The sequence below is a fragment of the Dermabacter hominis NBRC 106157 genome, from assembly GCF_001570785.1.
GTDB lineage: Bacteria > Actinomycetota > Actinomycetes > Actinomycetales > Dermabacteraceae > Dermabacter > Dermabacter hominis.
In genome coordinates, this window is the sequence record NZ_BCSI01000011.1 from 1 (window position 1) to 25796 (window position 25796).

Annotated in this window: 17 protein-coding genes; 12 read left to right on the forward strand and 5 right to left on the reverse strand. The window is 65.0% G+C overall.

Annotated features, from left to right (window positions below):
* Window positions 1-156 precede the first annotated feature (156 nt).
* The 7 genes from DEHOM01_RS08405 to DEHOM01_RS08435 all read left to right on the forward strand — a co-directional run bounded on the left by DEHOM01_RS08405 (window position 157) and on the right by DEHOM01_RS08435 (window position 14724).
* On the forward strand, window positions 157-468 hold the full coding sequence (locus DEHOM01_RS08405; protein ID WP_034371485.1) for a hypothetical protein: 312 nt from the start codon (window positions 157-159) through the stop codon (window positions 466-468).
* On the forward strand, window positions 465-1766 hold the full coding sequence (locus DEHOM01_RS08410) for a ubiquitin family protein (RefSeq protein ID WP_061212365.1): 1302 nt from the start codon (window positions 465-467) through the stop codon (window positions 1764-1766). The genes DEHOM01_RS08405 and DEHOM01_RS08410 overlap by 4 nt, the downstream gene beginning before the upstream one ends.
* Complete coding sequence (locus DEHOM01_RS08415; RefSeq protein WP_034371491.1) at window positions 1763-2512, forward strand: hypothetical protein; 750 nt, start codon at window positions 1763-1765, stop codon at window positions 2510-2512. The genes DEHOM01_RS08410 and DEHOM01_RS08415 overlap by 4 nt, the downstream gene beginning before the upstream one ends.
* Window positions 2509-6534, forward strand: a complete 4026-nt coding sequence (gene eccCa, locus DEHOM01_RS08420; RefSeq protein WP_061212366.1) for a type VII secretion protein EccCa — start codon at window positions 2509-2511, stop codon at window positions 6532-6534. Before DEHOM01_RS08415 ends, eccCa begins: the two co-directional genes overlap by 4 nt.
* A gap of 11 nt (window positions 6535-6545) precedes the next feature.
* Window positions 6546-7775: a DUF6177 family protein gene (locus DEHOM01_RS08425; RefSeq protein WP_061212367.1), complete on the forward strand. Its 1230-nt coding sequence runs from the start codon at window positions 6546-6548 to the stop codon at window positions 7773-7775.
* A 545-nt stretch (window positions 7776-8320) separates the two neighbouring features.
* Window positions 8321-11131 (forward strand): PD-(D/E)XK nuclease family protein, encoded by a 2811-nt coding sequence (locus tag DEHOM01_RS08430; protein ID WP_061212368.1) that lies wholly within the window; start codon window positions 8321-8323, stop codon window positions 11129-11131.
* Window positions 11128-14724 (forward strand): UvrD-helicase domain-containing protein, encoded by a 3597-nt coding sequence (locus tag DEHOM01_RS08435; protein WP_061212369.1) that lies wholly within the window; start codon window positions 11128-11130, stop codon window positions 14722-14724. The genes DEHOM01_RS08430 and DEHOM01_RS08435 overlap by 4 nt, the downstream gene beginning before the upstream one ends.
* Here DEHOM01_RS08435 and DEHOM01_RS08440 read toward each other — a convergent pair.
* Entirely contained in the window at window positions 14721-15224 is a 504-nt protein-coding gene (locus DEHOM01_RS08440; protein ID WP_061212370.1) for an amylo-alpha-1,6-glucosidase, read from the reverse strand. The two genes, DEHOM01_RS08435 and DEHOM01_RS08440, sit on opposite strands and share 4 nt — an antisense overlap.
* Before the next feature lie 15 nt (window positions 15225-15239).
* Window positions 15240-16259, reverse strand: a complete 1020-nt coding sequence (locus DEHOM01_RS08445; protein ID WP_061212371.1) for a hypothetical protein — start codon at window positions 16257-16259, stop codon at window positions 15240-15242.
* 330 nt (window positions 16260-16589) lie between these two features.
* On the opposite strand from DEHOM01_RS08445, the gene DEHOM01_RS08450 reads away from it, so the two are divergent.
* The 4 genes from DEHOM01_RS08450 to DEHOM01_RS08465 all read left to right on the forward strand — a co-directional run bounded on the left by DEHOM01_RS08450 (window position 16590) and on the right by DEHOM01_RS08465 (window position 22751).
* Window positions 16590-20015: a DEAD/DEAH box helicase gene (locus DEHOM01_RS08450; RefSeq protein ID WP_245630698.1), complete on the forward strand. Its 3426-nt coding sequence runs from the start codon at window positions 16590-16592 to the stop codon at window positions 20013-20015.
* Entirely contained in the window at window positions 20012-20866 is an 855-nt protein-coding gene (locus tag DEHOM01_RS08455; protein WP_061212373.1) for an ADP-dependent NAD(P)H-hydrate dehydratase, read from the forward strand. The genes DEHOM01_RS08450 and DEHOM01_RS08455 overlap by 4 nt, the downstream gene beginning before the upstream one ends.
* 82 nt (window positions 20867-20948) lie before the next feature.
* Complete coding sequence (locus DEHOM01_RS08460; RefSeq protein ID WP_061212374.1) at window positions 20949-21965, forward strand: TerC/Alx family metal homeostasis membrane protein; 1017 nt, start codon at window positions 20949-20951, stop codon at window positions 21963-21965.
* Window positions 21966-22019: 54 nt separating this feature from the next.
* Window positions 22020-22751 (forward strand): VIT1/CCC1 transporter family protein, encoded by a 732-nt coding sequence (locus DEHOM01_RS08465; protein ID WP_061212375.1) that lies wholly within the window; start codon window positions 22020-22022, stop codon window positions 22749-22751.
* Here DEHOM01_RS08465 and gluQRS read toward each other — a convergent pair.
* From gluQRS to DEHOM01_RS08480, 3 genes are read right to left on the reverse strand one after another with little or no spacing between them, the layout of a single operon-like run.
* Window positions 22748-23773 (reverse strand): tRNA glutamyl-Q(34) synthetase GluQRS, encoded by a 1026-nt coding sequence (gene gluQRS / locus DEHOM01_RS08470; protein WP_061212376.1) that lies wholly within the window; start codon window positions 23771-23773, stop codon window positions 22748-22750. The two genes, DEHOM01_RS08465 and gluQRS, sit on opposite strands and share 4 nt — an antisense overlap.
* A complete protein-coding gene (locus DEHOM01_RS08475) occupies window positions 23760-24332 on the reverse strand; it encodes a GNAT family N-acetyltransferase (protein WP_061212377.1) in 573 nt (190 codons plus the stop codon). Before DEHOM01_RS08475 ends, gluQRS begins: the two co-directional genes overlap by 14 nt.
* Window positions 24325-25080, reverse strand: coding sequence for a hypothetical protein (locus DEHOM01_RS08480; protein ID WP_061212378.1), 756 nt, complete (start codon window positions 25078-25080; stop codon window positions 24325-24327). The genes DEHOM01_RS08475 and DEHOM01_RS08480 overlap by 8 nt, the downstream gene beginning before the upstream one ends.
* Before the next feature lie 174 nt (window positions 25081-25254).
* On the opposite strand from DEHOM01_RS08480, the gene DEHOM01_RS08485 reads away from it, so the two are divergent.
* Window positions 25255-25791 carry a peptidylprolyl isomerase gene (locus tag DEHOM01_RS08485; RefSeq protein ID WP_061212379.1) on the forward strand — a complete coding sequence of 179 codons (537 nt, stop codon included), beginning with the start codon at window positions 25255-25257 and terminating at the stop codon, window positions 25789-25791.
* Window positions 25792-25796 lie beyond the last annotated feature (5 nt).

Sequence of the window (25796 nt, forward strand, 5' to 3'; positions counted from 1 at the left end):
CACAAAACCACAACGCCCTGACGGTGTCACGCCAATCCACCAAAAGGTTCCGTTATGTTCCCTTAATGTTCACCCAAGTGGCCTATCTCAGGGATTGTGTGCACAATGGCTCTCGCATATTGACCGCTGACGCGCTCAGCAGGGGGTTTGGACTGCGTGTACACCTATGATGACCAGCTTCTCGACGCCGTTAAGGTGCGCCGGAAACGGCTTGCCCAGGCGCTTTTGCACCGGTCGGAGAGGCTGCGTCGGACGTGGACGGACGGCCTCGGCACGATGCTCGCCAGTATTTTCTTCGCCGTCCTCGCGTGTGCTGTATGCGTAGCCGTGTCATTCGTTATGCATCTCCTCGCGACCGACACGACCTTTAAACGACAGCCCATGCAGGGCACGTCGATCACCACTCCCGCCACACCTCCCACTACGCCGGCTTCCACGCCGAACACTGCTGATGAGGACAAGCAATGACCCAAAGCCCTTACGTTCGCCTCACTATTCGCGGTAGTGAGCGCGCTGCGGACGTGATCGTTCCCGGCTCGCTCACGCCCGCCGATGTGATCCCCGAGTTCATTGAGCTCGTAGGCGAAACCACGAAAGTTTCAAGCCTCGGCCTTTTCACGGTCCTCGGCGCGCGACTTGAACACACGGTGCCCGTTGGTGAGCAAGAGCTTCTCGACGGCCAGGTTGTGCAGGTTCTGCCGCTTGCCGACGCTCCCTTGGAGCCGGTCGTCCACGACGTCGTCGATCGCCTCACGTCAATCGACGTCCGGGGTTTATGGAACGACACCAGCCGCCCGTGGGTGCTCGGCATTCTTTCCACTGTCCTTCTCCTTCTTTCCCTGTGGTTCATCCCCGGTGCGTTTTCCCGCCCGTGGTGGCCCGTCGCGGGAATGTACGCGCTCACCATCGTCACCGCGGCACTGAAGGTCCACACCCTCGCGTGGCCGCTGTACGCGGGCTCGCTCCTGCTCACCTTCCTCGGAGGGATCAACTTCGAATTCGGGAGCAAGGAGAGCGCGATCTGGTGGATCAGCGCGTTCGCGGCCAACCTTGCAGTGTTTGGGGTTCTCCGCCGACGCTTCCTTGCGCTCGGCACTGCCCTCGCCACCCTTGCCGCCGGCATCGGTATCTTCACCCTGTCCACAACGCTCGGTGCAACGGCGGAGCAGGCCGGTGCGATCGTTGCCGTGATCGCCCTCGCGGCGCTCGGCCTAGTGCCGCGCTTCGCAATGCAGGGGGCAGGTCTCTACAAGGTCCAGGATGCCCTCGCCGAGGACGAGGACGTGAAAGTCAAGCGCGTCGACGTCGCCATTTCAGAGGCGTATGAGGCTCTCTCCATGTCGGTTATCGTTCTCGCGGTGATCTTGGCAATCTCCCTCGGTCTTGCGTCGGCCCTCGTTGTGGAGAACATCTTCGCGGCAATCACCGTGGCCGCCGTCGCCATTGCCATGGTGTTCCGCACTCGTCACTTCCCGTTCGCGCTCCACCGGGCCGTTCTGTGGGGCGCCGCAATCGTGACTGGCGTGTGTTGCGCTCAGGCGATTGTCGCGTCGAACCCCGACCTCTCACTTTGGCTCGGCGTGGGCGTCATCGTTGTGGCGATCGCTGTGTACACGGTCCCGCGTTTCGCCTTCCGAAGCTCCGTGAACTCGGCCCTTGGACGTCGCATCTCCGGCGTAATTGAACGCATTTGCACGCTCGTGACCGTGCCTGCGCTCGTCGGTATTTTCGGTGTGTATAGCGAATTGTTGAGGACTTTCCAGTGAACCAAAAAGACCGCGCACTCAAGATCAGTAAACGCAAGGGCGAAGGCGGGGCGCGTCGCGCGCTGCGCCGAGTGACCGGATGGATCGGCAACGACGAAACCCCGACTCGCATTGCACAGGCACAACGCGATGAGCAACTGCCCATCACGACTGGGCGCCGCGTCGCATTTCTCGGCGCCCACGGCGGCGCAGGCGTGACCTCGCTTCTCGTCGCGAGCGCGGGCTACCTTGCGCAGGCGCGCGGCGGTTCTGTGACGGTGGCCGGACTGCGCTCGACGAGTGACCTCGCATGGTTCCTCGGTGAGAACTACCACCAGCGAGGTCTTCGCCTTCAGCAGACACCTCTCCTGCAGGCGCGTGAATCGATCGGCGAGATCTCGCGATCGCAGCAGGTGCTTCTCGTCGACTGCGACTCGCACGTGAATGACGACGAGCTTTCGATGCTCATGCCGCACGTGATCGTCATCGTGGGTCGCCGTACCGTGCAAGGCATCGAGAAGGTCGAGAACATTCGTGAGGCTCTCGGTGACAAGCACGGCGCTACTATTCGTTTGCTTCGCGAGACCCCGGAAAGTGGCCTTGGAAAGCCCCGCGGCGGCATCCAGCTCGGTGACCTCGTGGTCATCCCGCAGGATCAGCATCTCGCTGGCGACTCCCACGTTCGTATCGCCAACATTTCAGAACCCTCCCGCGTCGCAATCGAGGAGCTGGGTGCGCTCATGATGCAGTTGGCGGTCAGTCGGTGAGTACACGAATCGTCCACCGTCCCGCCCGAACCTCGCCCTCGGCCCCGGGGATCACACGCCACGAGATCGAGCTGCCGCCGGCGCTGCCCGAGAACGACGGCACGGCTAACTTCCTCATGCTGATCCCCATGCTCGGTGCCGCGACGAGTATGACCCTCATGATGCTGTTCAGGGGCTCCGCCCTCGCCGCGATCGGTGCCCTCATGATGATCGTGACGGTCATCGCGTTCATCATCATGTTTATGAGCAACCGTGGTCGCACAATCAGGCGTCGGCAATCCCTCCGTGACCGCTACCTGACCTACCTCGACCGCCAATCGAGCGAGCTCTTTGAAGCCGAGCAGCATCGGGCCGAGCTTGCGCGTGCAGCTGAACCCCACCCCGGGGCTCTTCTGTCTCTCGCGCGCTCCACCTCCAGGCTGTGGGAGCGCCGCCGCGACGACCAGGACTTCATGCGCTTGCGGCTCGGTACGGGTTTCGCGCCGGCGGTCGAGTTCGACCGCGTCGGCGAAGATAACGCGATGAGCCTCGACGATGAGTTCATGTCGAGCGAGCTGGATCGCGTCGAAGCCCGTTTTTCGACGATGCCCGATGCGCCCGTGACTATCCCGTTCGACTCCGTGGGCAACGTGAGTATCGTGGGCGATCAGCCGTTCTGCCGTCGCATCGCCGTGTTGCTCACGAGTCATGCGGCAGCACTGTCCTCGCCCGAGGACATCCAAATGGCTCTCACCTACCCCGAGGGTGAAGCGCGCGAATTTTGGTCGTGGATGACGTGGCTTCCGCACATGGCTGACCAGTCTCGCGCGACTCAGCACGGTCCCATTCGCCGCATCGCGAAGGATGAGCGACAGCTCGCGGAGGTGCTCCGCCCTGAGCTTCACCGACGCCTCACGGAGGCTGCGCAGCTGCGACGCAATCTTGGTGGTGGCAACATCTCGAGCACCATGGCGCGCATGTGGATCGTCTCGGACCATCACGGAGAAGACGCGCTCGATCTTCCCATCGGCGACCGCGAGGTGCGCCCGTCGGACGTCGGCCTTACGATGCTGCACCTGCTCGCGAGTCGCGAACACGAACCCGACGACATCACGCTTCGCATCAGCCCCTCATCGGTCAAGTCCGATGAGGCGATCATCGAGCGCTACACGTCGCGCGATCAAGAGCCGGAGCGCCTTACGGTGAAGCTCGACGAGTTCACGCACGAAGAGGCGAGGGCGCTCGCGCGCTACCTCTCCGGCGTTCGCCTCGCACCCGACTCACTTGAACACGACGAAACGCAGCAAGCACTGCGCGCCTCGGACCTTCTTGGCGTCGGCGAACTCACGAACATCAACCTTGAGGAAGCGTGGGCCCCGCGCCCCCGCTCGAGCTTCCTGCGCGTCCAGATCGGTACCGACGACCAGGGCGCTCCGGTCATGCTCGACCTCAAGGAGTCGGCACAGTACGGCATGGGGCCACACGGCCTCGCGATCGGTGCGACCGGTTCCGGTAAGTCTGAGCTCCTGCGCACCTTGGTGCTCGGCCTCGTCACGGGACACTCGCCGGCGGACGTCAACATGGTGCTCATCGACTACAAGGGCGGTGCAGCCTTCGCGCCGTTCGAGAATCTCCCGCACGTTGCGGGCGTCATCACGAACCTTGGCGACGACGCGAACCTCGTGGAGAGGGTGTACGCGAGCCTCGAGGGCGAAGTCAAACGCCGCCAGCAACTCCTGAAGGACGCTGGAAGCCTTTCGGATATTACGACGTACCGGCGTCGGCAGGCGGCCGACGGTGGCGAACACATGGAGCCGCTTCCGCATCTGCTCGTGATCATTGACGAGTTCGGCGAGCTTCTGACCGCCCGCCCGGACTTCATCGATCTGTTCCTGTCGATTGGCCGTATCGGTCGTTCGATCGGTGTGCACTTGCTTCTGTCGAGCCAGCGCATCGAGGGCGGCAAGCTTCGCGGCCTCGAAACCTACCTGTCGTACCGCATCGGTCTTCGTACCCTGTCGGCGGCCGAGTCGCGCACCGTGATCGACACGGTTGATGCGTTCTCACTTCCACCGTTGCCCGGTTACGGCTATCTCAAGGTCGACACGACGACCTACACGAAGTTCCGTTCGGGCTACGTGTCGGGCCTTTTGCCGGCGCAAGAGGATGAGATGGAGGTTGCGGACCTCCCTCACGTCTCCCTTATCGATGAGTTTGCAGTCCTCGATACCGATTCGGAGCCCGATAAGAAAGCTGCCCCGGGCGGCGCCGATGATGAGGACGAAGAGGGCGACACGATTCTTTCGACCGTCGTTGCCCAGCTCGAGAAGCAGCCTCGCGTCACGCGCCCCATTTGGCTTGACCCGATCGACAAGGTCATTACGCTCGACCAGGCTGCCGGCAAGCCCATGGCTACGAGGCGCGGTCTGCGTCTGCCGAAGGACAAGCTCCTCTCGGTGCCGATTGGCATGATTGACGATCCGGCGCGTCAGTGGCAGGGCAAGCTCAATCTCGATCTTGCTGGCCCAGGCGGTCACGTCTTTATCGTGGGTGCTCCCCGTTCAGGGAAAACGACGGCACTCCACACGATCGCGGCATCCCTCGCGCTCACGCATCCTTCCGCGGAGGCGATCGTGTACGGCATTGACCTTCTCGGCTCTGGCCTCATGGCAATCGAGAAGCTTCCGAACGTCGCGGGCATCGCGACTCGCCAGCAGCGCGAGGCCGTGCGCCGCACGGTCGAAGAGGTTCAGGCCGCCATGCAGGCCCGCGAGCTTCTGCTCCACCAAAGCCAGCTTCCCGACCTCGAATCGGTACGGCGTGCGGCGGGCCTCGACGTTGATCCGAAGCTCATGAGCGAGATCGTGCTGCTCGTTGACGGGTTTGGTCAGTTCAACGAGGAGTTCAACGACCTCGAGGAGAACATCAAGGACATCGTCCGCCGCGGTGCTGGCCTCGGTGTTCACGTGGTCGCGACCGGTTCGCGCCTCAATGACGCGCGACTGACGATGCAGACCTACTTCGGTAACCGCCTCGAATTGCGCCTCACCGACCCGGGTGAGTCGAGCGTTGCGCGTAAGCTCTCGGCGACGATTGCCGCTGATCGCCCGGGTCAGTGCTTGACCTCGAAGAGCCTGTTCGGGCAGATCGCGCTCCCGCGCATCGACTCTAAGGCAGACCGCGAAACGACTGTCGAGGGCCTCACCAACCTCGTCGAAGCGGTTTCGGCATCGACCACGGACCGCGCGCCCAAGGTGCGTCTGCTTCCGACGGTTGTCACGCCCGATCTGCTCGAGCAGAGCGAATCGAAGAATCTCATCCCGATCGGCCTTTACGAGGGCGACCTCGGCACGGCGCAACTCGACGTGGAAGGCACCGACTGGAACATGGTGCTCCTCGGCTCCAACAAGATGGGCCGCACCAGCATGCTCAAGTACATCGCGCGCGAGATGATGAAGCGGTGGAGCGAGGAGGAGCTGGTCTTTGCCGTATTCGATCCCCGCAGGAACCTCGCGGATGTCATCCCCGAGCCCTATCTCGGCGGGTATGCGGCTTCCGCGACCTTGGCTGAGCAGCTCGTGGCCGCCATTATTCCCGAGCTTAAGAAGCGCGTTCCTGGCTCGCCGGAAGCGGCGGAGGCCGAGGGTGAAACGCAGCCGCGCATTGTTCTGCTTGTCGATGACTATGACGTGCTCACGGCCGGCAACATGAGCCCACTTCAAGCTCTTCAGCCGTTCCTCGCGATGGGGCCGGAGATCAACCTCTCCGCGATCATTGCTCGCCGTGTCGCGGGCGCATCGCGCGGTCTGTACGAGCCGGTGTTCAACACGGTGCGTGAGAGTGGCGCGACGGGCTTCATGTTCTCGGGCGACCGTACTGAGGGCCTCCTCCTCGGTGGCGAGCGCGCCCGATCCCTCCCGACGGGCCGGGCTCGCATGTTCCGCATGGGGCAGCCGGGCGAAACTGTTCAGATCGTGTACGAGGGTGGAGATGAGGAAGTGACGCACTCGCGTGGCTTCGGCAGTCCACACGCAAACAACTGAGAGGTGAAGGCATGAACCAGCAGGCCATTGTGCGGCTTCACAGCCCGCGCGCATGGGAGGCCGAGCGCCTTGCCGAAGTGGTGAGCGCCGTGTTCTCGCCCGATCACGAGATGTGGCCGACCGACTGTTCTGCGGTCGCGATCACTGACGGCACATCCACAACCCCGCCCATCTGGTTCGTTGACGATGCGGTCATCGCCGCTCCCTACTATGCGGCCGAGATCGTCGGGCCACGCGCCGAGACGATCGCATTTGCGAAGGCCTGCGCGCGTGCATTCTCGGCGAGCGCGAGCGACGTGAGCATCGACGTGGACCTCGTGGATGATGCGGGCTGGGTGAACCGGACCCCGCGGGAGCAGATCAGCCGCGGTGAGTACTACGAGGACGACACGCCTCTTGTGCCGCGCGTGATCGACATGCCCGTCGAGGTCATCGAGTACAGCCCGTGGATCTCCGCGCTCATCGCGAGTGCGCAGGCCGAGCCCCATTCGCTCATCATTCGCACACCGGAACGTACGCGCATCACCCCGTACATGCGCCGCATTTTCGAGACATTCCAGGTGCTGTGGATTCGCGAAACCGCCGATGGGCCCGTCGAGGGGATCACGGGGCTCGGGTACGACTGGACGAGTGATGGCGTTCTCGAGCAGGCGGAGGCGCGCAGTGTTGCGCACTTTACCCCGCAGAGTTTGCGCATTCGGCTCCAGGTGCTTCACCCCCTTGACGACACCGAGGCGGTGGGCGAAGCAAGCGAGCGCCTTCTCGCGGCAACCGTCGGACTCCCGAGCGTGCGGGTGGGGCGAAGTGAAATTTCTCGTGCGCCGTGGGATCGCGAGGCCGTGGTAGGTATGTCAGCGGAGGCATCGCCCGCGATGATCACGTGGTGTCTGAGCGGGCCGGACATGCGCGGGACGCTTGATCTTGTGCCGTCTAACCAGGGTGTTCTCGAGGATATTTTCCTTGAGCTTCCCGTGGGGGAGTCGAGGCTGAGCAGCGCCGATGCGCGCGCACTCTGGGATCAGTTCAAGGAATACATGCCGCTCGGCTTCGTGATTGCCGAAGGCATGGAGGCCACGACTCGGCTCGTGCACGAGTCGGCAGAGCACGCGTTGAAGGACGACCTGGAGCCGTGGGAGGGCGGCTTCGGCTACCTCGGCTACCTCGGTGGCAACCCGGGCGGGGAGAATGCGGGGGAGGGGTCCGACGGCTCCTTGGCCTCCGATGAGGCTGCGCCCGAATAATCCAGGACCGGCACCCGGATGAAAGGGGCCGGAGATGTAGAGAAGCGCCCGTCGGACCCCCTCCGCCGGGCGCTTCTCGTACCGCGGAAATCCCCTCACCGCGGCACCGCCCCACCCGCGCGATGGCGTCAGCTGCGGGTGGCGATGGGAACGCCGCTTGGCGGCGCGGGCCTGAGCCCTCGTTTGTGAAGATGAGGAACGCGGTTCCGTCACGGGGAGGCCCGCGACACGAACAACATCACGAATATATAACAGCCGCTGGTCAAGCGCTATTCAGAGACATCGTTTTGGGAAATTAGGGCATGTGTGCTCCGCCACTTTGGCGCTAGATGCCGTGTTTTGGCTGCGCAGAGCCGGAGCTATGAGGCTCGCGCCGCGGCATGCTGGCCACCAGGGACGGCACACAGGTAGGGCAGCGCTCGGGTTGGGCTCCTCGGGTCGCCTTCGGCTTGCGGTTGAGGGCGGGCCCGACGGTTGCCGGTTTAAATGTCTCACCCCCGGGATACCGTTGTGGGCGTAACGGGAAACGGTCGAGAGGGGCCCTCGTGAGGATTCGATTTGGCTGGCTTGCCGACGGCGCCGCGTGGGCGTCGCGCGGCGGCGCGGAGCGTACGTGGGACATGGTCGCGGGGCCGCGAGAGCTCGTGGGGGTGCTGCTCACGCGGCTGGGGCTGCGCCATCCGGAAACCTCGCACGCGGTGAGGGTCGCGCGCATGCACCGCCTTCTCGGCGAGGTGGATCACTCGTGGTATCGGCGCTCGCGAGAGTTGGATCCGTGGAACACGGCGCGCGTGCTGCTTCGGCTACGCGATGAGGCGCTCGAGTTGGGGTGGCGTGCGCCGGAGCCTCGCCGGGTTGATGGTGTACGCCAGCCGCGGCTTCAGGCGCTCGCGGCTCTCGAACAGGTCATTGTCGTGGGTGTCGAAGGAGTTCCCGGTGCGAATCTGCCACCGGGGTTTGCCGATGATCTCGCGAGTGTTCACGCCGAGCTCGAAGAGCTTGCGGCTTCGAGCGAGGTGTGGCCACTGGGGATCGAGGCCATCGAGTGTGCTGAGGATCCTCGCAGCCTCCCGGGCCGGTGGCCGGCGATTTTTGCGCTCCTCTCTCGCTGCGGCGTCGAGGTGACGGTTCGCGAGGAAGATGCACGCGTGCCCGGTTCACTGTCGATCGTGCGTGCGCCCCAGGAACTTTCGGCCGGAGAAGTCGCCGCGCAGATCCTCGAAGACGCATGCGCGGGCGAGGGCACGGGGACCGTGCTTGCAAGTAGGGGAACGCTTCCGCTTGACCTGTCGCTGACGCGGCGCGGCCTCCCGCCCGTCGCGCATGCACCGGCGGAGTTGCCACGGCTTGCCGCACAGATCGTGCCGCTTTTTCTCGAGGCGAGTAGCGCGCCCGTGAACGTGCAGGCGCTCGTGGAGTTCCTCAGTGTCGAGGTTCCGTGCGAGAAGGGGCGGGAACCTGCGGGGGAGGGGCAAGCGTCGGCCCCCGTGCTGCCGTGGAAGGTGACCCGCGCGCTCCTTCGCGCCCTCGGAGAGGAAGCGGGGATCGACGCGAGCGACCCGCATTCGGCCTTCTCACGGGCGCTCGAGGAGATAGCTGCGGATCCCGAGGCCGGCACGCACAATGTCGCGATCGTGCGTGAGCTGTGCGCGTTCACCGCCGAAACTCCGGGGGACCGCGTGGCGGTCGGTGCTCTCGACAGGCGCCTTGAGTTTCTCGAGGCACGAGTGGAATCGATGCCGAGAGCGGCCGGGCCCGCGAAGAGCGTTATTCGCCAGCACCTCGCGACCCTTCGCGATCTCGTGGACCTCGTGGGCGGGCCCTCGATCAGTGAGCGCGAGCTGCGCGACCTCGTCTCGGCATCCGCGCCCTCGGCACGGTCGGTGCTTGCACGTCCATCCGTCGCCCCGTGGGAAACGGCGATCAGCGAGGCGCACGTGGATGGAGGGACGGTGGTGTGGTGGGGCGCCGCCGGAGTCCAGGGGAGGCGCAGTGCCACGTGGGACCGTTCGGAAGTTGACCTGCTCGAAGAAGGTGGGGCGCGCGTCATTGAACCGGAGGCACTCGAGGCGCTCGAGATGGGCACGAAACTGCGTGCACTGAGCCGAGCTTCAACGATCGTCGCCGTCGTTGCCGATGTCGTGGACGGAGAGCGTGCGAGCCTCAACCCTGCACTCGCGCCGCTCGCGGGAGCATGGCTTGACGCCCACCCCGACATCAAGGCTCTGGACGCGAAGCAATCCGATCCCACGCAGCACCGGGCGCTCACTATCGATGCGCGTCAATGGGCCGCGCGACGGCTCGAGGCGGGGTTGCTCGAAACAGTGCCCGAGCTTCGACTCATGCCGCCATCAACCCTCGCGCACGACGTGACGCCCGGGATGCACCTCATGCCAGAACGCCTGTCGTTTACGCAGCTCGAAAAGCTTCACCGCGACGCCCTTGAATGGGTGCTCCGCTATCCGTTCGGCATCAAACCGGGCAGCGCCGCGAGCGTCCCGAGCGGCAACCGCGCGATAGGCACGCTCGTGCACGCCGTTATCGAAACTCTCGTCACTGACAAGCTCGTGCCGCCAAGCTACGAGGTTCCCGAAAGCACCGTCGAGGAACTCGCGGCGCGGCTCATCCCCCGCTACGCGAGCCACCTCGACCTCCCCGGCAACGAGGCGCTGCGCGCGTACGTCCTACGGCGGGCGAAAACTAGCATCGGCATGCTGTTTCGCACGCTCCGCAGCGCGGGCATCAGCGTGCTTCAGATCGAGCACGCACTCGAAGGCGTGCCCCTCGCCTTCACGGTGGAAGCCACCGGCGCAGCCCAACAGTTCACCGCGCCCCTCTTCGGTTCGATCGACTTCACGGGAATCGACGAGAACGGGAGCCCCGTTCTCCTCGACTTCAAGTGGACGAAAAGCACGTCGCGATACGCGAACTACGTCGCCACACACGAAGCGCTCCAGCTAGCGACCTACGCGTGGGCCTATGGCGCACAGAGAGGTGAGATGCGCGAGCCGCGCTCCGGATACTTCATGCTGCGCCACGCGGAGTTCGTGACCCTCGACCGGGGCCTCGGCGGGCGAGGGGAAAGCGGCGAAACTTCCGACGGAAGCCTCGCCCTTTTCGAGCGGCTTCGCGCCACGATCGAGGATGAACTGAGCGCGATCGCCCAGGGCCGCGTGACGAGTGCGCTGGGGGACATCGCCCTTGCCAGCGGTCTTTCGCCCCTCGACACCGCCCACAAAAAAGCCGCGGCGGAACTTGCCGAGGAACGCGCGCAAGCGGGGCGCGTATTCGTCGACGCTAACACTGCCTACAGCGACTACTGCCTGCTCACGGGACTCACGGGAGACTACTCATGACCTTCACCGTCATCACCGCGTCGGCGGGATCCGGCAAAACCTACACCCTCACCACGCGACTGGCTGATGCGCTCGCGGGCGGCGTGCGCACGAGCGAAATCATCGCGACGACCTTCACGGTGAAGGCCGCGGCCGAGCTTCGTGAGCGGCTCCAGGTGCGCCTTATCGAGCTCGGGCACGTGGAGCAGGCGAACGAGATCGGCTCGGCACTCATTGGCACGGTCAACTCGATCGCGGGGAGCATCGTTCAGGACTACGCGATCGACATGGGGCTTAGCCCCGAGCTGCGAGTGCTGAGCGAAGAGGAAAGCGAGCTCATTTTCACGGCGTCGATCAACCACACCATCGCCGAGATCGAGGAGCGCGAGCACAAGCTTCTTGCTCGACTCGGATACGAAGGAGCGCCAGACCGAGGCGCGGACTCGTTTGAGCGCGATGAATCGTGGGCGAGCGCCGTCACGAGCATGACGAGGCTCGCACGCACGAACGGCATCGAACCCGCCGCCCTCGAGCGCAGTGCCGAGGAGTCAATCACCGCTTTCCGCTCGATGATCCATGAGGCGGGCTACGAGAGTGGACCCGATCAGCGCGGAGCCTGGCTGCGAGCCTTCGAAAGCTGCCTCGCAGAACTCACGGCGGATCGCGACGCGGCACGTGCGGCCGAAACCCAGGGTGAAGAGCTTACGCATTGGCCGAGCGACGGCGAGCCCGCGAAACGGGTCTCGTCGACACTTGGAAACATCGAGGGATCGATCGTGACGCTCGAGTCGCTCTACCGTCGCATGAGCCGCGGTATCGAGAACGTGCCGTGGACGCAGTGGATGGCACTCGCCGACGTGACGAAAGTGCGCCCGGCCCACGGAGGCAAAAAGCCCGGTGCGCGACCCCAGGCTGTCTTCGCACCGCTTGCCGATCTGATCCTCGGCGCGAGCGACGGCGTGGGGGTTCTCGGTAATGAGGCTTTCCTCGCGGACGTCGAGAAGCTGATTCGCCTCGCGTTCTCGACTGCGGCACACGCGCTCGAAGCGTATGCCGAGCACAAGGCAGCACTGGGGGTCATGGACTTCGCCGATCAAGAGACCCTCGCGCTCGATCTTGTCACTCACAACGAGCGCGTGCGCTTCTCGCTCAAGAGCAGGTTTCGCTTCCTCGCCGTTGACGAATTCCAGGACACGTCCCCGATCCAGCTCGAGCTCTTCATGCGTCTTGGCGACCTCGTCGAGGATGTCGTGTGGGTGGGGGATCAGAAGCAGTCGATCTACGGTTTTCGCGACGCGGCCCCCGAGCTCATGTCGGGCGTCGTCGACGCCGTGCGCGAGGGCCGCGGAGGGTTCGCTGGCGGAAATGTCGAGGCGCTTACCGATTCCTATCGAAGCTCTGAGCCGCCGCTCGCCCTCACCAACGCCCTGTTCACGGCAATCTTTCGAGACATGAAGCCGTCGACTGTCGCGCTTGACGTGCCCGGTGCCCGCGAGAACACGCGGCATGAGGGCGGCGTGGAGCTGTGGAAGGGCCCCGAGAACCTGCCACGCGCGAAGGATGCAGCATTGCGAAGCTCAATCGCGACGGGCATCCACGCGCTCCTCACCTCGGGCGCCACAATCGCCGGAGAGCCCCTGACTCCCGGTGACATTGCCGTGCTCGCGAGAGGCGGGGGAGCGCTTGCCACCGTGACGGACGCGCTTGAAACCCTCGGCATACCCACGACTGGCGCGAAGCGTGATCTATGGACCGGGCGCGAGGCGCACATGATGCGTGCGGGCCTCGCGTCCCTCCTCGACCCGAATGACACTCTCGCTCTCGCCGAGCTGGTGAGCCTCGTGCCGGAGCATGCGTCGCACGAAAGCTGGTTCCACGAGCTTGGCGCACTCCCCAATCGTGCCGAGCGTGCGCGGCGCATGCACACCTGGCGTGAAGATCCCGCACTTGCGGGTCTCGAAGCTTTGCGTGCGCGCGCTGCTCAACTCAGTCCGAGCGAAGTCGTTCTCGCCCTCATCGATGCGCTCGAGCTTCCCCGGCGCGTTAAGCAGTGGAGTGCGAGCGAGGAGCGACTCGCAGTTCTCGATGCCCTTCATTCGCTCGCCCGCGAATACGAGGAGGAGTGCACGGGCAGGGGCCGCGCCATGGGCCTTGCCGGCCTCGGGGCCTTCCTTGCGGAACACGGCAAGGAGCACAGGCTTGCGCACGACCCGAACGCCGTCACCGTCAGCACCATCCACGGCGCAAAGGGGCTCCAGTGGCCCGTGGTCGTCACGATCGTTCCCGAGAAAGCGAAAAACGTTCGAGACGCGGTGACCGTGCGGCCGAGGCCAGCGTCGGAATTCGATCCCGAACACCCCCTTACCGGTCGAGCGCTGCGCTTCAACCCGATCATCAACGACTCTTTCGCGCCCATGGCAAAGGCGCTCGCACACGATAGTGATGTGACGCGCGCGCGTCTCGCCAACCGCGCGGAGGAGGCCCGCATCCACTACGTTGCGCTCACGCGAGCGAAATATCAGCTCGTTCTCGCAGGTCACAAAGACCTTACCGAGACGCTGTACGCGCAGTTTTCGCCCGAGGTTCTCGAGGCGGAAATCGCCGAAGCAGCCTCGTGGACGCCCGAGCGGGACGAATCCACGACGGCCGTGAAAGAGCGCAAAGAGGCTCGGGATCAAAAGGCCACCTACACGCTCGGGCTCACCGGAAAATCCGACGGCTCCGCGGCCCTCACCGTGACCGGGGCGCGCGTCCCGGCCGGCCTTCCGGGCCAGAGCGAGCCTCACTGCACCGCTGATGCTGACGACAACGCCCAGGCGAACGGGTGTGAGTGCGGGCCTCGCGTCTCAACGATCCCCGTGACGGTTCTCCACCACGAGACTCCAGGCGACGCCGATGACCCCGATTCGCCTTTCGAGCCGTACCGCCGGGAGCGAAGCCCACTCGCGGCGGAACCCACGGCGGCTCCCACGGGGACGCCGTCCAGTTTCATCGAGCACGAGGACGGCCTTCCCGCGCGTTTTGCCGCGAGCGCCGTTGATTCCACTGGCATCGACGCGCGAGTCACGATTCACGCGAAGCTCGGCGCCCCGCTCGTCGGAGAGGGCGGAACGCACCGAGAACTCGTAGGCGAAGCCGTCCACGCCTACCTTGCGACCCCGTACTCGCAGCTACCGCGCGAGCGCCAGCTCACCCTCGCCCGGAGGATCACCGAACGATGGCTCGGCACAAATCCTCTGCTCAAAGCGAAGGTCACGCCCGAGGTCATCGTCGAGGCCGGCGAGCGATGGCACGCCTGGATCACGCGCGAGTTCCCGGGGCACACCGTCGGCACCGAAGTTCCGGTGGCGTGGTGGAATGCCGACGGTCAAGCCATGGAAGGCTGGATCGACTCGCTGCTCACCCTCGAGAACGGTCACAGCATCGTCGTGGATCACAAAACGAACTCGCGGACCGAACCAGCCGACGTCCTCGATTTCATTCGCCGCGAATACGTGGGTCAGCTCGCGACCTACCTGAATGCCCTCGAGGAACGCACGGGGCGCCGCCCCGATTACGCCCTCGTGCATCTCCCACTCAGCGGGTACGTCGTGAAAGTGGAGGTCAAGCCCTAGTTTCGTGCGGGAAGCATCCCGAGCGCTTCGGCGATCGGAACGGCGCTCGCCGCAGCCCACGCCTGCGGGCGGCAGGACGCGGGATACGGCAGCGGCTGCTGCACGGCAGCCCTCGGATCCCCCGCAAACAGTTCGGGCAGGCGCCAGTCGAAGCCCTTCGCCGCCCGCACGAGCGACCGGGCGATCTGCCGTGCCTCGCTTGTGAATCCTGCGCGCATGGCTTGGCGCATGATGAACGCCGTGTCATGGCTCCACACGCTGCCACCGTGGTACCGGGTGGGGAAGTAGGCGCCGTTGTCGCTCGAGAGGGTGCGGATGCCGAAGCCCGTGAACATCGTCGAGTCCATGAGCCGGTCGATGACGAGGCGTTCTTCGCGCTCCTCGAGGAGCCAATCGGCGGCGCGCGCAACGTTGTCCGCAAGGGCTGACGGCGTCCCTAACGAAACCAGGAGAATCTGTCCCCAACAATTGTGGCGGAACTCGATCTCATACCGCCACAAACGTGGGGGTTAGTTTCATAGAGCCCCAGCTGCGTCGTTGCCCGTGTCGCGCAAGCGCTCGACCCAGCGCTCGTGGAGCACGCTCGCGGGGCTTTGTTCCTCCTCGGCAATGCCAGGTTCGAGCGGTTCATAAGTGAGGTCCTCATTCACCTCGTCCTCGGCGACGTTGAAGCGCAGCACGATACGGGTAGGAACTGGCTCGCCCGCGGCCTCAAGGGCGTCCTGGAAATCGGCCGTGTTTTCGGTGAGCGGTTCGAGGAGATACTCGACCTGCTCCTCGATCGGGCTTTCGAGCTCGGGGACTGCTTTACCCAGCTCGTGCGACCGGACGATGGCACCGTCGATCTCGTATACGGCGTTCACAGAGACGGCTCCGCCGAGGTGGGCAACGACCCATACGCGCTGAAGTGAGTCGTGGCAGTCGGCGAAGCTATAGGCGACTTGCAAGCAGTATGCCGACCACTGGTCGAAAGGTGTCTCGCAGTCGGTGGGGTCCGTCGGCTCGAACTCGATAGTGGTGGCGTGAGCGTCCTGTTCGTCGCCGGGTTCCTCAGGGAGCGCGGATGCAGAGTCATCGCCGGTCTCGCGTAGTCGCTCAATCCACCGCTCGATGAGTTCGGTGTTGCTCACCTGCTTCTCTTCGGGAACTCCGGGTTCGAGCGAGTCGTAGGTCATGCTCGCCGTAAGTTCCTCTTGCTTGACGTCGTAGCGCAGCACGATGCGAGTGGGCAGCGGCTCGCCCGCCTCGACGACTGCGTTTCGCAGTTCGACCGAGTTCTCGAGGAGCGGATCGAGAAGTTCCCCCTGCGCGTCGGGGGAGCAGTCGAGTTCAGGAATCGCCTCGTCGAGGTTGTGGGGTTCATAAATGCGACCCGCGACCTCGTAGGCAGCGTACGGCGTCACGGTTGCACCGAGGTGCGCGATCACCCAGAGCCGGTCGAGTGCGTTGTGGCCGTCGGCGTAGGTGTAAGCGAGTTGCACGCAGGCGGGTGCCCACTCTTCGAACTCGTTCTTGAATGTGTCCTGGTTCACCATGTCTCAAGGCTAAACGGTCGCGCCTGGGGGCTCCTCGAGGGTGGCGCGAATCTAAACCCAACGTTTGCGGCGGAACTCAGCCGAATTGCGCCACAAACGTAGGGGTTAGTTTTCTAGGTCAGGAAGGAGGGGCCGGGGAGTGGGCGAGAGGGTCGGGAAGGGGGCCGGGCGAGTGGACGAGGGGGCCGGAAAGGGTCGGGGCAGGCCCGCCCCTCGGGCATCGGGCCGGGGAGGGCCGGAAGGGCCCGGGCCAGGCCCGCCCCTCGGCTAGGGAGCGGAGGGTTCTTGGTGGTCCGACGGCGCCTTTTCCCGGCCTGTACCCTGGAAGTTATGGCTTCTTCCGCGCGCACCCCTCAGCCGCCGTTTCCCTTCGTGCCGAAGGCCCTCATCGAACCGATGTTCGGGCGCGTCGTCGTGGAGCGCGCGGCCGAGTACGCGAATGACGACCATGTTCGCCTTCCCAACTGGGTGACGACCTCGACCGGGTCGAAGGGCGAGCTCATCGGCGTCGTGCACGGCCGCGGCGCGGATCCCTATCGCGTGCGGGTGTCGCTCCACCGCGTCGACGATGACGAAAACGACACCGAAGGTGAGCTTCCCCTGTGGATTCCCGTGCAGTCGACGTGCACGTGCCCAGTGGTCATGAACTGCAAGCACGGCGCGGCGCTTGCCCTGTGGTCGGGGCAGCAGGCAGAGGCGTGGGCGGAGGCCCGCGAGGCGGAACCCGAGGAGCAGGCAGCGTCGTGGCTTGAGACTCTTGCGCCGCTCTTGCGCGCGAGCGAGGAGGAGACGGAGGATACGACCCCTCTCGCGCTCGGCTTCGAGCTCAAAGCCGAGCAGCTCACGAAGACGAGGTTTTCGTGGGGCTATGAGCCGTTCACGATGGCTCACCTCGAGGCGGGAAAGAGCGTGTATCTGTCGATCCGCCCGCTGCGTCGCGGCAAGCGCAACAATTGGATCAAATCGGGGCTGTCGTGGCGGACGTTCGAGTACCGCATGAACGGTCGCGGCTTCGACCCCGCGCATGCTGACGCCCTGACCAGGATCTTTGCGCTCTCGGAGGCGGATCGCAGCCATACGGCCGCGGTCGAGCAACTGTGGATCAACCAGTTTCGCTCCCCGATCCTGTGGGAGGCTCTCGCGCGCGCTCGCGAGGCGGGAGTGGCGTTTGTGGGATTGGAGAACGTTGGCGAGGTCCGGCTAGGTGAGGGGGCCGACGTCGGCCTGGACCTGACCGGCGCCGACGATCTCACGGTGCGGGCCCTCGCGCATATCGACGGCGAGCCGAGGCCCGAGGCGCGCATGCTCGGCTCGAACGGCGTCATCGACATTCACCCAGGCAAAAGCGGCACGTTCAATATTGAATTCGCGGGGACCGGCGCCCCCGTGCCGATGCCCGTGCAGAAACTCCTCGAGGCACGCACTCGCATCGACGTGCCGAAGAGTGAACGCGAGGCGTTCTTTGATAGCGCGCTTCCTCGCCTGAACCGCGTCACGAGCGTCGCAAGCGGCGACGGAAGCGTCACGATGCCCGCGCCGAAAAAGCCGCGGCTGCAGCTCGAGGTTGCCTACAGCGGTGCGAACACGGTTGCACTCGCGTGGTCGTGGTTCTACCCCTCAACTCGGAATCGCTACGGTGTGTATCAGCAGGGTGGTGCTGGCCGCGACCGCGACTTTGAGGATGAGCTCCTCGCCGAGGTGCGCGAGCTGTGGCCAACGGTTGGCGGCGCGCGCCCCGATGACCGCGCCCCCGAAGGCACCGAGAAGCTGAGCGACGTGGACACCGCGCACTTCACGACGCGCGTTCTGCCCGAGCTCGAGGCGATGGACGGCATCGACGTCACGATCTCGGGCACGCGCCACACCTACCGCGAGCTCGATGGCGCGCCGTCCGTGCGCGTGAGGCAGACCGAGAATCCGGCGAAGAACGACTGGTTCGACCTTGGCTTCGAGGTCACGCTCGAGGGCAGAACGATCCCGTTCCCCTCCCTTTTTGTGGCGCTCGCGAAGGGTCAGTCGACGCTGCTGCTCGAGGATCGCACCTATTTTTCGCTTGAGCATCCGGCATTCGATGCCCTGCGCGCCCTCATCGCCGAGGGGGAGGCCCTTGCGGAATGGAACCCCGAACGCCAGCAGATCTCGAAGTATCAGGTGGGGTTCTGGGAGGATCTCGCCGACGCGGCGGATGCGACCGAGGCTGCCGACGGTTGGGAAGAAACCGTCGGAAAACTGAAGAACCTCGAGGCCATCCCGCACACGCCCCTTCCAGCCGGGCTCCACGCGAAGCTGCGCTCCTACCAGCGTGAGGGCTTCGAGTTCCTTGCGCTGCTGTATTCGCTCGGGCTCGGCGGGATTCTCGCCGATGACATGGGCCTCGGCAAAACACTCCAGGCGCTCACGCTTATCCAGCACGCGCGAGAGACGGCGAGCGCGGGGGAGGGGAACGGCTCGGTGATGGTGCACGCGGGGGAGACCTCCGCCCAGGCAAGTGCAGGTCCGACGTCTGCCGGCACCCATCGCCCCTTCCTCGTCCTGGCGCCGAGCAGCGTCATCGGGGTGTGGCAGGCGGAAGCCGAGCGCTTCACGCCCAACCTGAAGGTCGCGCTCGTGGTTCGCACGCGACGCGCCCGAAAAACGGAGCTTCGGCGCGAAATCGAGGGCGCCGACATCGTCGTCACGAGCTACACGATCGCCCGCATCGATTCAGAGGATTTCGCACGCGAACAGTTCGCGGGCCTCATCCTCGACGAGGCCCAATTCGTGAAGAACCGTGCCTCGCGCATCCATCAAGCGGTCAAGAGGATCAAGGCGCCGTTTCGCCTCGCGATCACCGGCACGCCCATGGAGAACTCCCTCGGGGACCTGTGGGCGATCATGTCGATCGTCGCGCCGGGTGTTCTTGGCCCTCACGTGCAGTTCCGCACCCACTTCACGCAGCCGATCGAATCGGGCGAGCATCCGGAGAAGATGCCCGTGCTTCGCCGCCGGCTCCGCCCGTTCATGCTGAGGCGCACGAAGGAACTCGTAGCGAAGGATCTCCCGGAGAAACAAGAGCAGGTCGTCAAGGTCGAGCTCGAGGGGGCGCATCGCAGGATCTACGATTCGGTGCTTCAACGCGAGCGCAAGAAGGTCCTCGGGCTTATCGACGACATGGACAAGAACCGCTTCATCGTGTTTCGCTCGATCACGCTCTTGCGGATGCTCGCGCTCGATCCCGCGCTCGTCGACGATGGTGGCGATAAGAACGCCCCGTCGACGAAGCTTGCGGTTCTTTTCGAACGCCTCGACGAGGTCGTCGCCGAGGGCCACAGGGTGCTCGTATTCTCCCAGTTCACGAGCTTCCTTGCGCGCGCAGCTGAGCAGCTTCGGGAACGCCAGATCGCCTACCAGTATCTCGACGGTTCGACCCGCGATCGAGCCGACGTCATCCGCGACTTCCGCGAGGGCAACGATCCCGTATTCCTCATCTCCCTCAAGGCTGGCGGTTTTGGCCTGACGCTCACCGAGGCCGACTACGTGTTTCTCCTCGATCCGTGGTGGAACCCCGCCGCCGAAAACCAGGCGATTGACCGCACGCACCGCATCGGCCAAACGGAGCGCGTCATGGTCTACCGTCTCGTTGCGGCGGATACGATCGAGGACAAGGTCCTCGCGCTCCAGGAGAAGAAACGCGCGCTGTTCGATTCGCTCACCGACGGTGGCGAGGCGTTCAGCGCACAGATCACCGCCGACGACGTCAAGGAGCTCTTCTCGTGACCGGTCTCGACAACCTCGCCCGCTACTGGCCCGCGCCTACCGAGCGCGACCACAAGTACACGCGCGGCGTTGTGTGCATGGCGACGGGCAGCGAGCACTACCCGGGTGCGGCGCTCATCGGCTGTGAAGCGGCGGCCCGCTGCGGCGTCGGCTTGGTGCGCTATCTCGGGCCCGAAGCGGTTGCGCGCATGGTGATAGCGCGTACGCCCGAGGTCGTTCCTGCCGCGGGTCGCGCCCAGGTATTCGTGGCTGGCTCCGGATGGGAGGGCGCCGACCGTTTCGCCGCCGTGCGCGCGTGCATGAAGGAAACCTCGCCCGGAGCCCTTCTGGTCGCGGATGCAGGCGCGCTTGGACCCGCCCTGGGGCGTGCGAATTCCGACGGTTGCCCCGCCCGCCTCGTCCTCACCCCTCACGCAGGGGAGGCCGCGGTCCTGCTCGACGGCTGGGACCGTGACCGCATCGAAGCTTCATCTCGGGAAGCTGCCGAGGCCCTCGCGGTGGCGACGGGCGCGACGGTGATCCTCAAGGGGTACACGACGTGGATTGCCGCGCCGGGGACCGACACTCTCGCGGTCACATCGCCCACGACGCGCCTCGCGACCGGGGGAACGGGCGATGCGCTCGCGGGCATCACCGGGGCGTTGCTGGCGCTCAACCACGCACAGATCGCGCAAGGGCTTGAGCACGGCGACCGTCGGACGCTCCTTGCGGTGTGCGAAGCCGCTGTGACCCTGCACGCTCACGCCGCGGCCCTCGCAGCGGGTGAGGGCCACGCGCCGATTCTCGCAAGCGACATTGCGCAGGTGATTCCCGACCTCTTCGCTCGACTCTCGTCCAAGGTGAACACGTAGACTAGACACAATCCGAAGATGGGCGCCCCATGATGTGAGGCGCCCTCGTCATTTCCACCGCCCCCAGCCCGAAGGGACCCCGATGGGTGAGATTTCCCTGCAGTTCGAGGTCATTTCGCTGATCGTCCTCGTTGCGATCCTCGTTATCGACCTTCTCCTCGTTCTCAAGCGCCCCCACGTGCCGTCCTTCAAGGAATGCATCGGCTGGGTCGTGTTCTACGTGGCGCTCGCGCTCATCTTCGCCGTCACGCTCTACTTCCTCGCCGACCACCAGGTCGCGGGACAATTCATCGTGGGCTGGCTCACCGAATACTCGCTCAGTATCGACAACCTCTTCGTGTTCATTGTGATCATGTCGAAGTTTGCTGTGCCGAGGAAATACCAGCAAGAGGTGCTCATGGTGGGCATCATCATCGCGCTCATCGCGCGCGCGATCTTGATTTTGCTCGGCGTCGCCGTGATCAATTCCTTCGCGTGGGTGTTTTACATCTTTGCGATCTTCCTGTTCTACACGGCCTATAAGCAGGTCCAGGGCGAGGAAGAGGAGGAGGCCGAGGACGGCTTCGTCATGAAGAACCTTAAAAAGGTCGTCCACGTCCACGATCACTACGACGGGAATAAGATTCGCACGGTGGTGAACGGCAAGAAGGTCTTCACGCCGATGCTGCTCGTGTTCCTTACGATCGGCCTGACCGACGTGATGTTCGCGTTCGACTCGATCCCGGCGATCCTCGGCATTACGCAGAACCCGTTCATCGTGTTCACGACGAACCTCTTCGCGCTCATGGGGCTTCGCCAGCTGTACTTCCTGCTCGGTGGGCTCGTGGACCGCCTCGTGTACCTCCACTACGGCCTCGCGGCGATCCTCGCCTTCATCGGCGTGAAGCTCGTCATTCACGCGGCCCACGAGGCGCCGCTGTGGCCTAAGGATTCAGGCTTTGGTCACTTCGTGCACTCGATCCCCGAGATCCCGATCTGGCTTTCGCTCGCCGTGATCGCCGGCTCGATGATCATCGCGATCATCGCCTCGCTTCTGTGGGCGCCGAAGACGAACGACGATCAACCGGCGGCTGCTGTCGAGGGTGGCGAAGGACGCTAAGGGTAGGCTTCCCGGTCTAGCGGGCAAGGTTTTTAGCGACGTAGCGTGAGAGCTATGAGTAGCTCTAGCACCGCCCCAGAAACCTCCTCCGAAGACACTCGCGACCGCGCCGCGTCATCGGCGAACCTCAACCGCCTGCGTGCCGGTGTGCTCGGCGCAAATGATGGCATCGTGTCCGTCGCCGGCATGGTCGTTGGTGTCGCCGCCGCAACCCCGACCTTCGGCGCTCTCGCGATCGCAGGTGCCGCCGCGCTCAGTGCCGGCGCGCTCTCGATGGCGATGGGCGAGTACGTGTCCGTTTCGACGCAGCGCGATACCGAACGTTCGCTCCTCGAGCGTGAGCGGCAGCGCCTCGCCACGGACCCGGAACGTGAACTCGCCGCCCTCGCGGCCTCTCTCGAGGAGACCGGGATCCCCGAAGACCTTGCGCGCGAAGCTGCCGAACGCATGAGCGCGCACGACGCGCTCGACGCTCACGCCCGCGTGCGCTTCGGCATCGAAGAAGAGTCGATCGCCTCTCCCCTTGGTGCGGCCCTCGCGTCGCTCGTCGCGTTCACCCTCGGTGGCCTCCTTCCGGTGATTGCTGTTCTCTTCACGCCCGTTGCCGTGAAGATTCCCGCCGTCGTGGCGTCGGTAGTGCTCGCACTCGCCCTCACCGGTTTCATTTCGGCGCGCCTCGGCCAGGCGAAAGCGGGCCGCGCGACGATCCGCACGATTCTCGGCGGCACGGCAGCGATGGCCGTCTCCTACGGCATCGGCACGCTGCTCGGCGTGAGCGTGATCTAACGAGAGGCTCGCGCGCCTGGCGTGTAAATCCAAGGTTCGTGCGGAAGGTTTTTCGGCTCGAAGGCCTCGAGGATATCGCGGGCGCTTCGGCACCCCGGAAGCCCCAGGGAGTCTCCGATGGTTTCGGCGACGTCCTCGGGGCTTTCGCCTTTGGCGAGGCGATCCCTGAGCGTCACGGCCCCGTCTCGCTTGGCGAGCCTCGCCCCATCTATGTTGAGGGCGAGCGGGACGTGAATGTAGGAGAGATGCGCCGACGGATGCGGCGGCGAGGCTGTCCCGGCGACCGTCGGACCTGCGCCGAGCCGATCGGGGTGCGGGAAAAGCCAGGGCGCTGCAAGCGCGAGCAGGTCGGTGAGGTATGCCTGGCGCGGGCTCGAACTGAGGAGGTCATCCCCGCGCACGACCTGGTCGACGCCCGTCTCAATATCGTCGACCACCGCCACGAGGTTGTAGGCGAACATCCCATCGCCGCGCACGAGCACGAAGTCGTCGACGTCGCCCAGGGTGTGCCCGGCGTACAGGTCGATGGCCTCGTAGGAGTGCGTATCCGCGCGCAGTCGCAGCGACGGCTCCCGGTTTAGTGCGCGCATCTTCGTGCGCCCGGCCTCCCGTTCGACTTCGGTGAGGTCCCGGCAGGTTCCGGGGTACGCCCCCGGTGGGGCGTGAGGGGCCGACGGCGCCTCGTGAATCTCGCGGCGGGTGCAATAGCACTCGTAGACGAGCCCGCGTTCATCGAGGGCCGCCACGACCCGTCGATACAGGTCAAGTCGCTTCGACTGCCAGGCGACAGGGCCGTCCCAGTCGAGGCCAAGCGCCTCCATGTCCTCGAGCTGCCTCGCGGCGCTTCCTTCCTTCACGCGGTTGAGATCCTCCATGCGCATGAGGAAATGACGGCCGGTGCGGCGCGCAAAAACCCACGCGAGGATGGCCGTACGAAGGTTGCCGAGGTGCAGATCGCCGCTCGGCGAGGGTGCGTAGCGGCCCGCGAAACCGAAGGGCGAGCGGGGATCAGGTGTGGCCATGAAGATCGAGGAGGTAGACGACGTGGGCGCCCGATTCGGTCGGGTCGCTTTCGGAAGACAGGGTGAAGCCGAGGCGTTCGGCGAGGCGGCGCGCCGGGTGGTTCGCGAGGGCCGTGATGAAAGCGGCTTCGTGCGGCGCGGTGTCGAGCGCGGCGACCTCGCGAAGACACGTCGTGAGCGCGTCCGTGGCGACCCCGGTTCCCCAGGCCTGCGGCGCTAAACGCACGTAGGTGTTGGCGACCCAGCGCTTACCGAGCGGCATCGCGGAAAGCCCCGCGATACCGAGGAAATCGCCCGATTCAGCCTCGCGGATGGCGCAGTAGCCGAAGCCGTCGCGCTCATGCGAGGCGATCCACACGTCGAGGACGCGCTGCATCTGGTCGACAGTCTCGAGCGGCCCGATCGTGTCGAGCTCGAATACGCGCGGGTCGGAGTGGAGGAGCCACAGCTCAGGTAGATCCTCGCGCGTCAACGGATCGAGGGTGTGCGAGAGAGCCCCGCTCCCACGGCGGGCGTGGGGAACGGGGCTCGTGCTGCTGTGCGGCGGAGTGTCACTCACCCTTGTGAGTGTTTTCCTTTTCGCCGTCGGCGAGGGACTCGGAGACGTCGCCGGCCTCGGCTGCGGCCACCGAATCTGACACCACGGTCGAATCCTCTTCGCTCACGCCAGCGGCGGGGTAGTGCGAGCGGGCGAAGTCCGCGGGCGGGGCCCACGGATCCTCGACGGGGCGGGTCTTCTGCCAGGCGAGGTAGCCGGCGGTGCCGGCAACCGCGGCAATGCCGAGGACGACGAGGACGGTGCCGACCTTCGACTTCTTCTTGTCGGCAACGGGGCTCGTGGTGGCGGCGGTGCGGATCTCGGGCGCGCCCTTCTCCCATTCGGCGCGAGCGGCATCCACGGCGGCGGCAACGGCCGCGCTGAGGGTCGTGTTCGCGGCGTCCGCGGTGCGGCGTGCGCGGGGGAGGTAGTCAGCCTCGAAATCGCTGCGGAACTTGCGAGCGCGCGGGCCGACGTTGCGATCGAACTCATCGGAAAGGCGGCTCGAAAGCCCGCTCACGCGGGCCTGGCCGGCATCGAGGCCCTTGCGCACGCGCTTTTCAACCTCGGGAGCGTAGTCGCCGTAGAACTTTTCGGCGCGCTTACGCGCCTCCTTCGACGCCTCGCTGAAGAGCGGCCCGGCGTTGTTGAGCGCCTTGTACCACGTGCTCTGCGCGCGCTTCGCCTGCTTTTCGGCCTGCTTCTTCGCGTGCTTTGCGTGCTTCTTCGCGGCCTTTTTGGCCTCGCGCTTGGAATTGGTGAAAGCCATCGCTGACCCTTTCGTTCGTGCGCCGGGAATCCCGGCGGCGGTCTGGAAGTGCGGGTGGTGGCCACGCCGCGATGACTCAAGCCTACTAGCGGTGCATCGGCAGATCACAGTTTCTATGCAGAATGGCTGTGCGCCGTTCAGCGGTTTTCAGCGAGGGTATGGGAGGATCGAGGCATGTTTGCAACGCTTCACACGAATCACGGCGATATCCGCCTCGAACTGTTCGCTAACCACGCCCCCAAGACCGTCGCGAACTTCGTTGAGCTCGCGAGGGGTGAGCGCGAATTCACGAACCCGGTCACGGGCGACAAGGAAAAGCGCCCCTACTACGACGGCGTGATCTTCCACCGCATCATCGATGGCTTCATGATCCAGGGCGGCGACCCGACCGGCACCGGCACGGGCGGCCCCGGCTACAACTTCGACGATGAGATCTCCGAAAAGAACTTCAACGAGCCCTACGTTCTCGCGATGGCCAATGCCGGTAAGCGCATGAACGCCATCACGGGCCTCCCCTCGGGCACCAACGGCTCGCAGTTCTTCATCACCGTTGCCCCGACCCAGTACCTGCACGGCAAGCACACCGTGTTTGGTGAGGTTGCCGACGATGCCTCGAAGAAGGTCGTCGACGAGATCGCCAAGGTCGATACCGACATGCGTGATCGCCCGCTCGAAGACGTCGTCATCAACTCGGTGACCATCGAGGACTGACCCGA

Coding starts and splice junctions, on each gene's coding strand:
- DEHOM01_RS08445 (WP_061212371.1), bottom strand. CDS start 16,259: ATGGTGAACCAGGACACATTCAAGAACGAGTTCGAAGAGTGGGCACCC.
- gluQRS (WP_061212376.1), bottom strand. CDS start 23,773: ATGGCCACACCTGATCCCCGCTCGCCCTTCGGTTTCGCGGGCCGCTAC.
- DEHOM01_RS08450 (WP_245630698.1), top strand. CDS start 16,590: ATGGCTTCTTCCGCGCGCACCCCTCAGCCGCCGTTTCCCTTCGTGCCG.
- DEHOM01_RS08425 (WP_061212367.1), top strand. CDS start 6,546: ATGAACCAGCAGGCCATTGTGCGGCTTCACAGCCCGCGCGCATGGGAG.
- DEHOM01_RS08435 (WP_061212369.1), top strand. CDS start 11,128: ATGACCTTCACCGTCATCACCGCGTCGGCGGGATCCGGCAAAACCTAC.
- DEHOM01_RS08410 (WP_061212365.1), top strand. CDS start 465: ATGACCCAAAGCCCTTACGTTCGCCTCACTATTCGCGGTAGTGAGCGC.
- DEHOM01_RS08480 (WP_061212378.1), bottom strand. CDS start 25,080: ATGGCTTTCACCAATTCCAAGCGCGAGGCCAAAAAGGCCGCGAAGAAG.
- DEHOM01_RS08485 (WP_061212379.1), top strand. CDS start 25,255: ATGTTTGCAACGCTTCACACGAATCACGGCGATATCCGCCTCGAACTG.
- DEHOM01_RS08465 (WP_061212375.1), top strand. CDS start 22,020: ATGAGTAGCTCTAGCACCGCCCCAGAAACCTCCTCCGAAGACACTCGC.
- DEHOM01_RS08460 (WP_061212374.1), top strand. CDS start 20,949: ATGGGTGAGATTTCCCTGCAGTTCGAGGTCATTTCGCTGATCGTCCTC.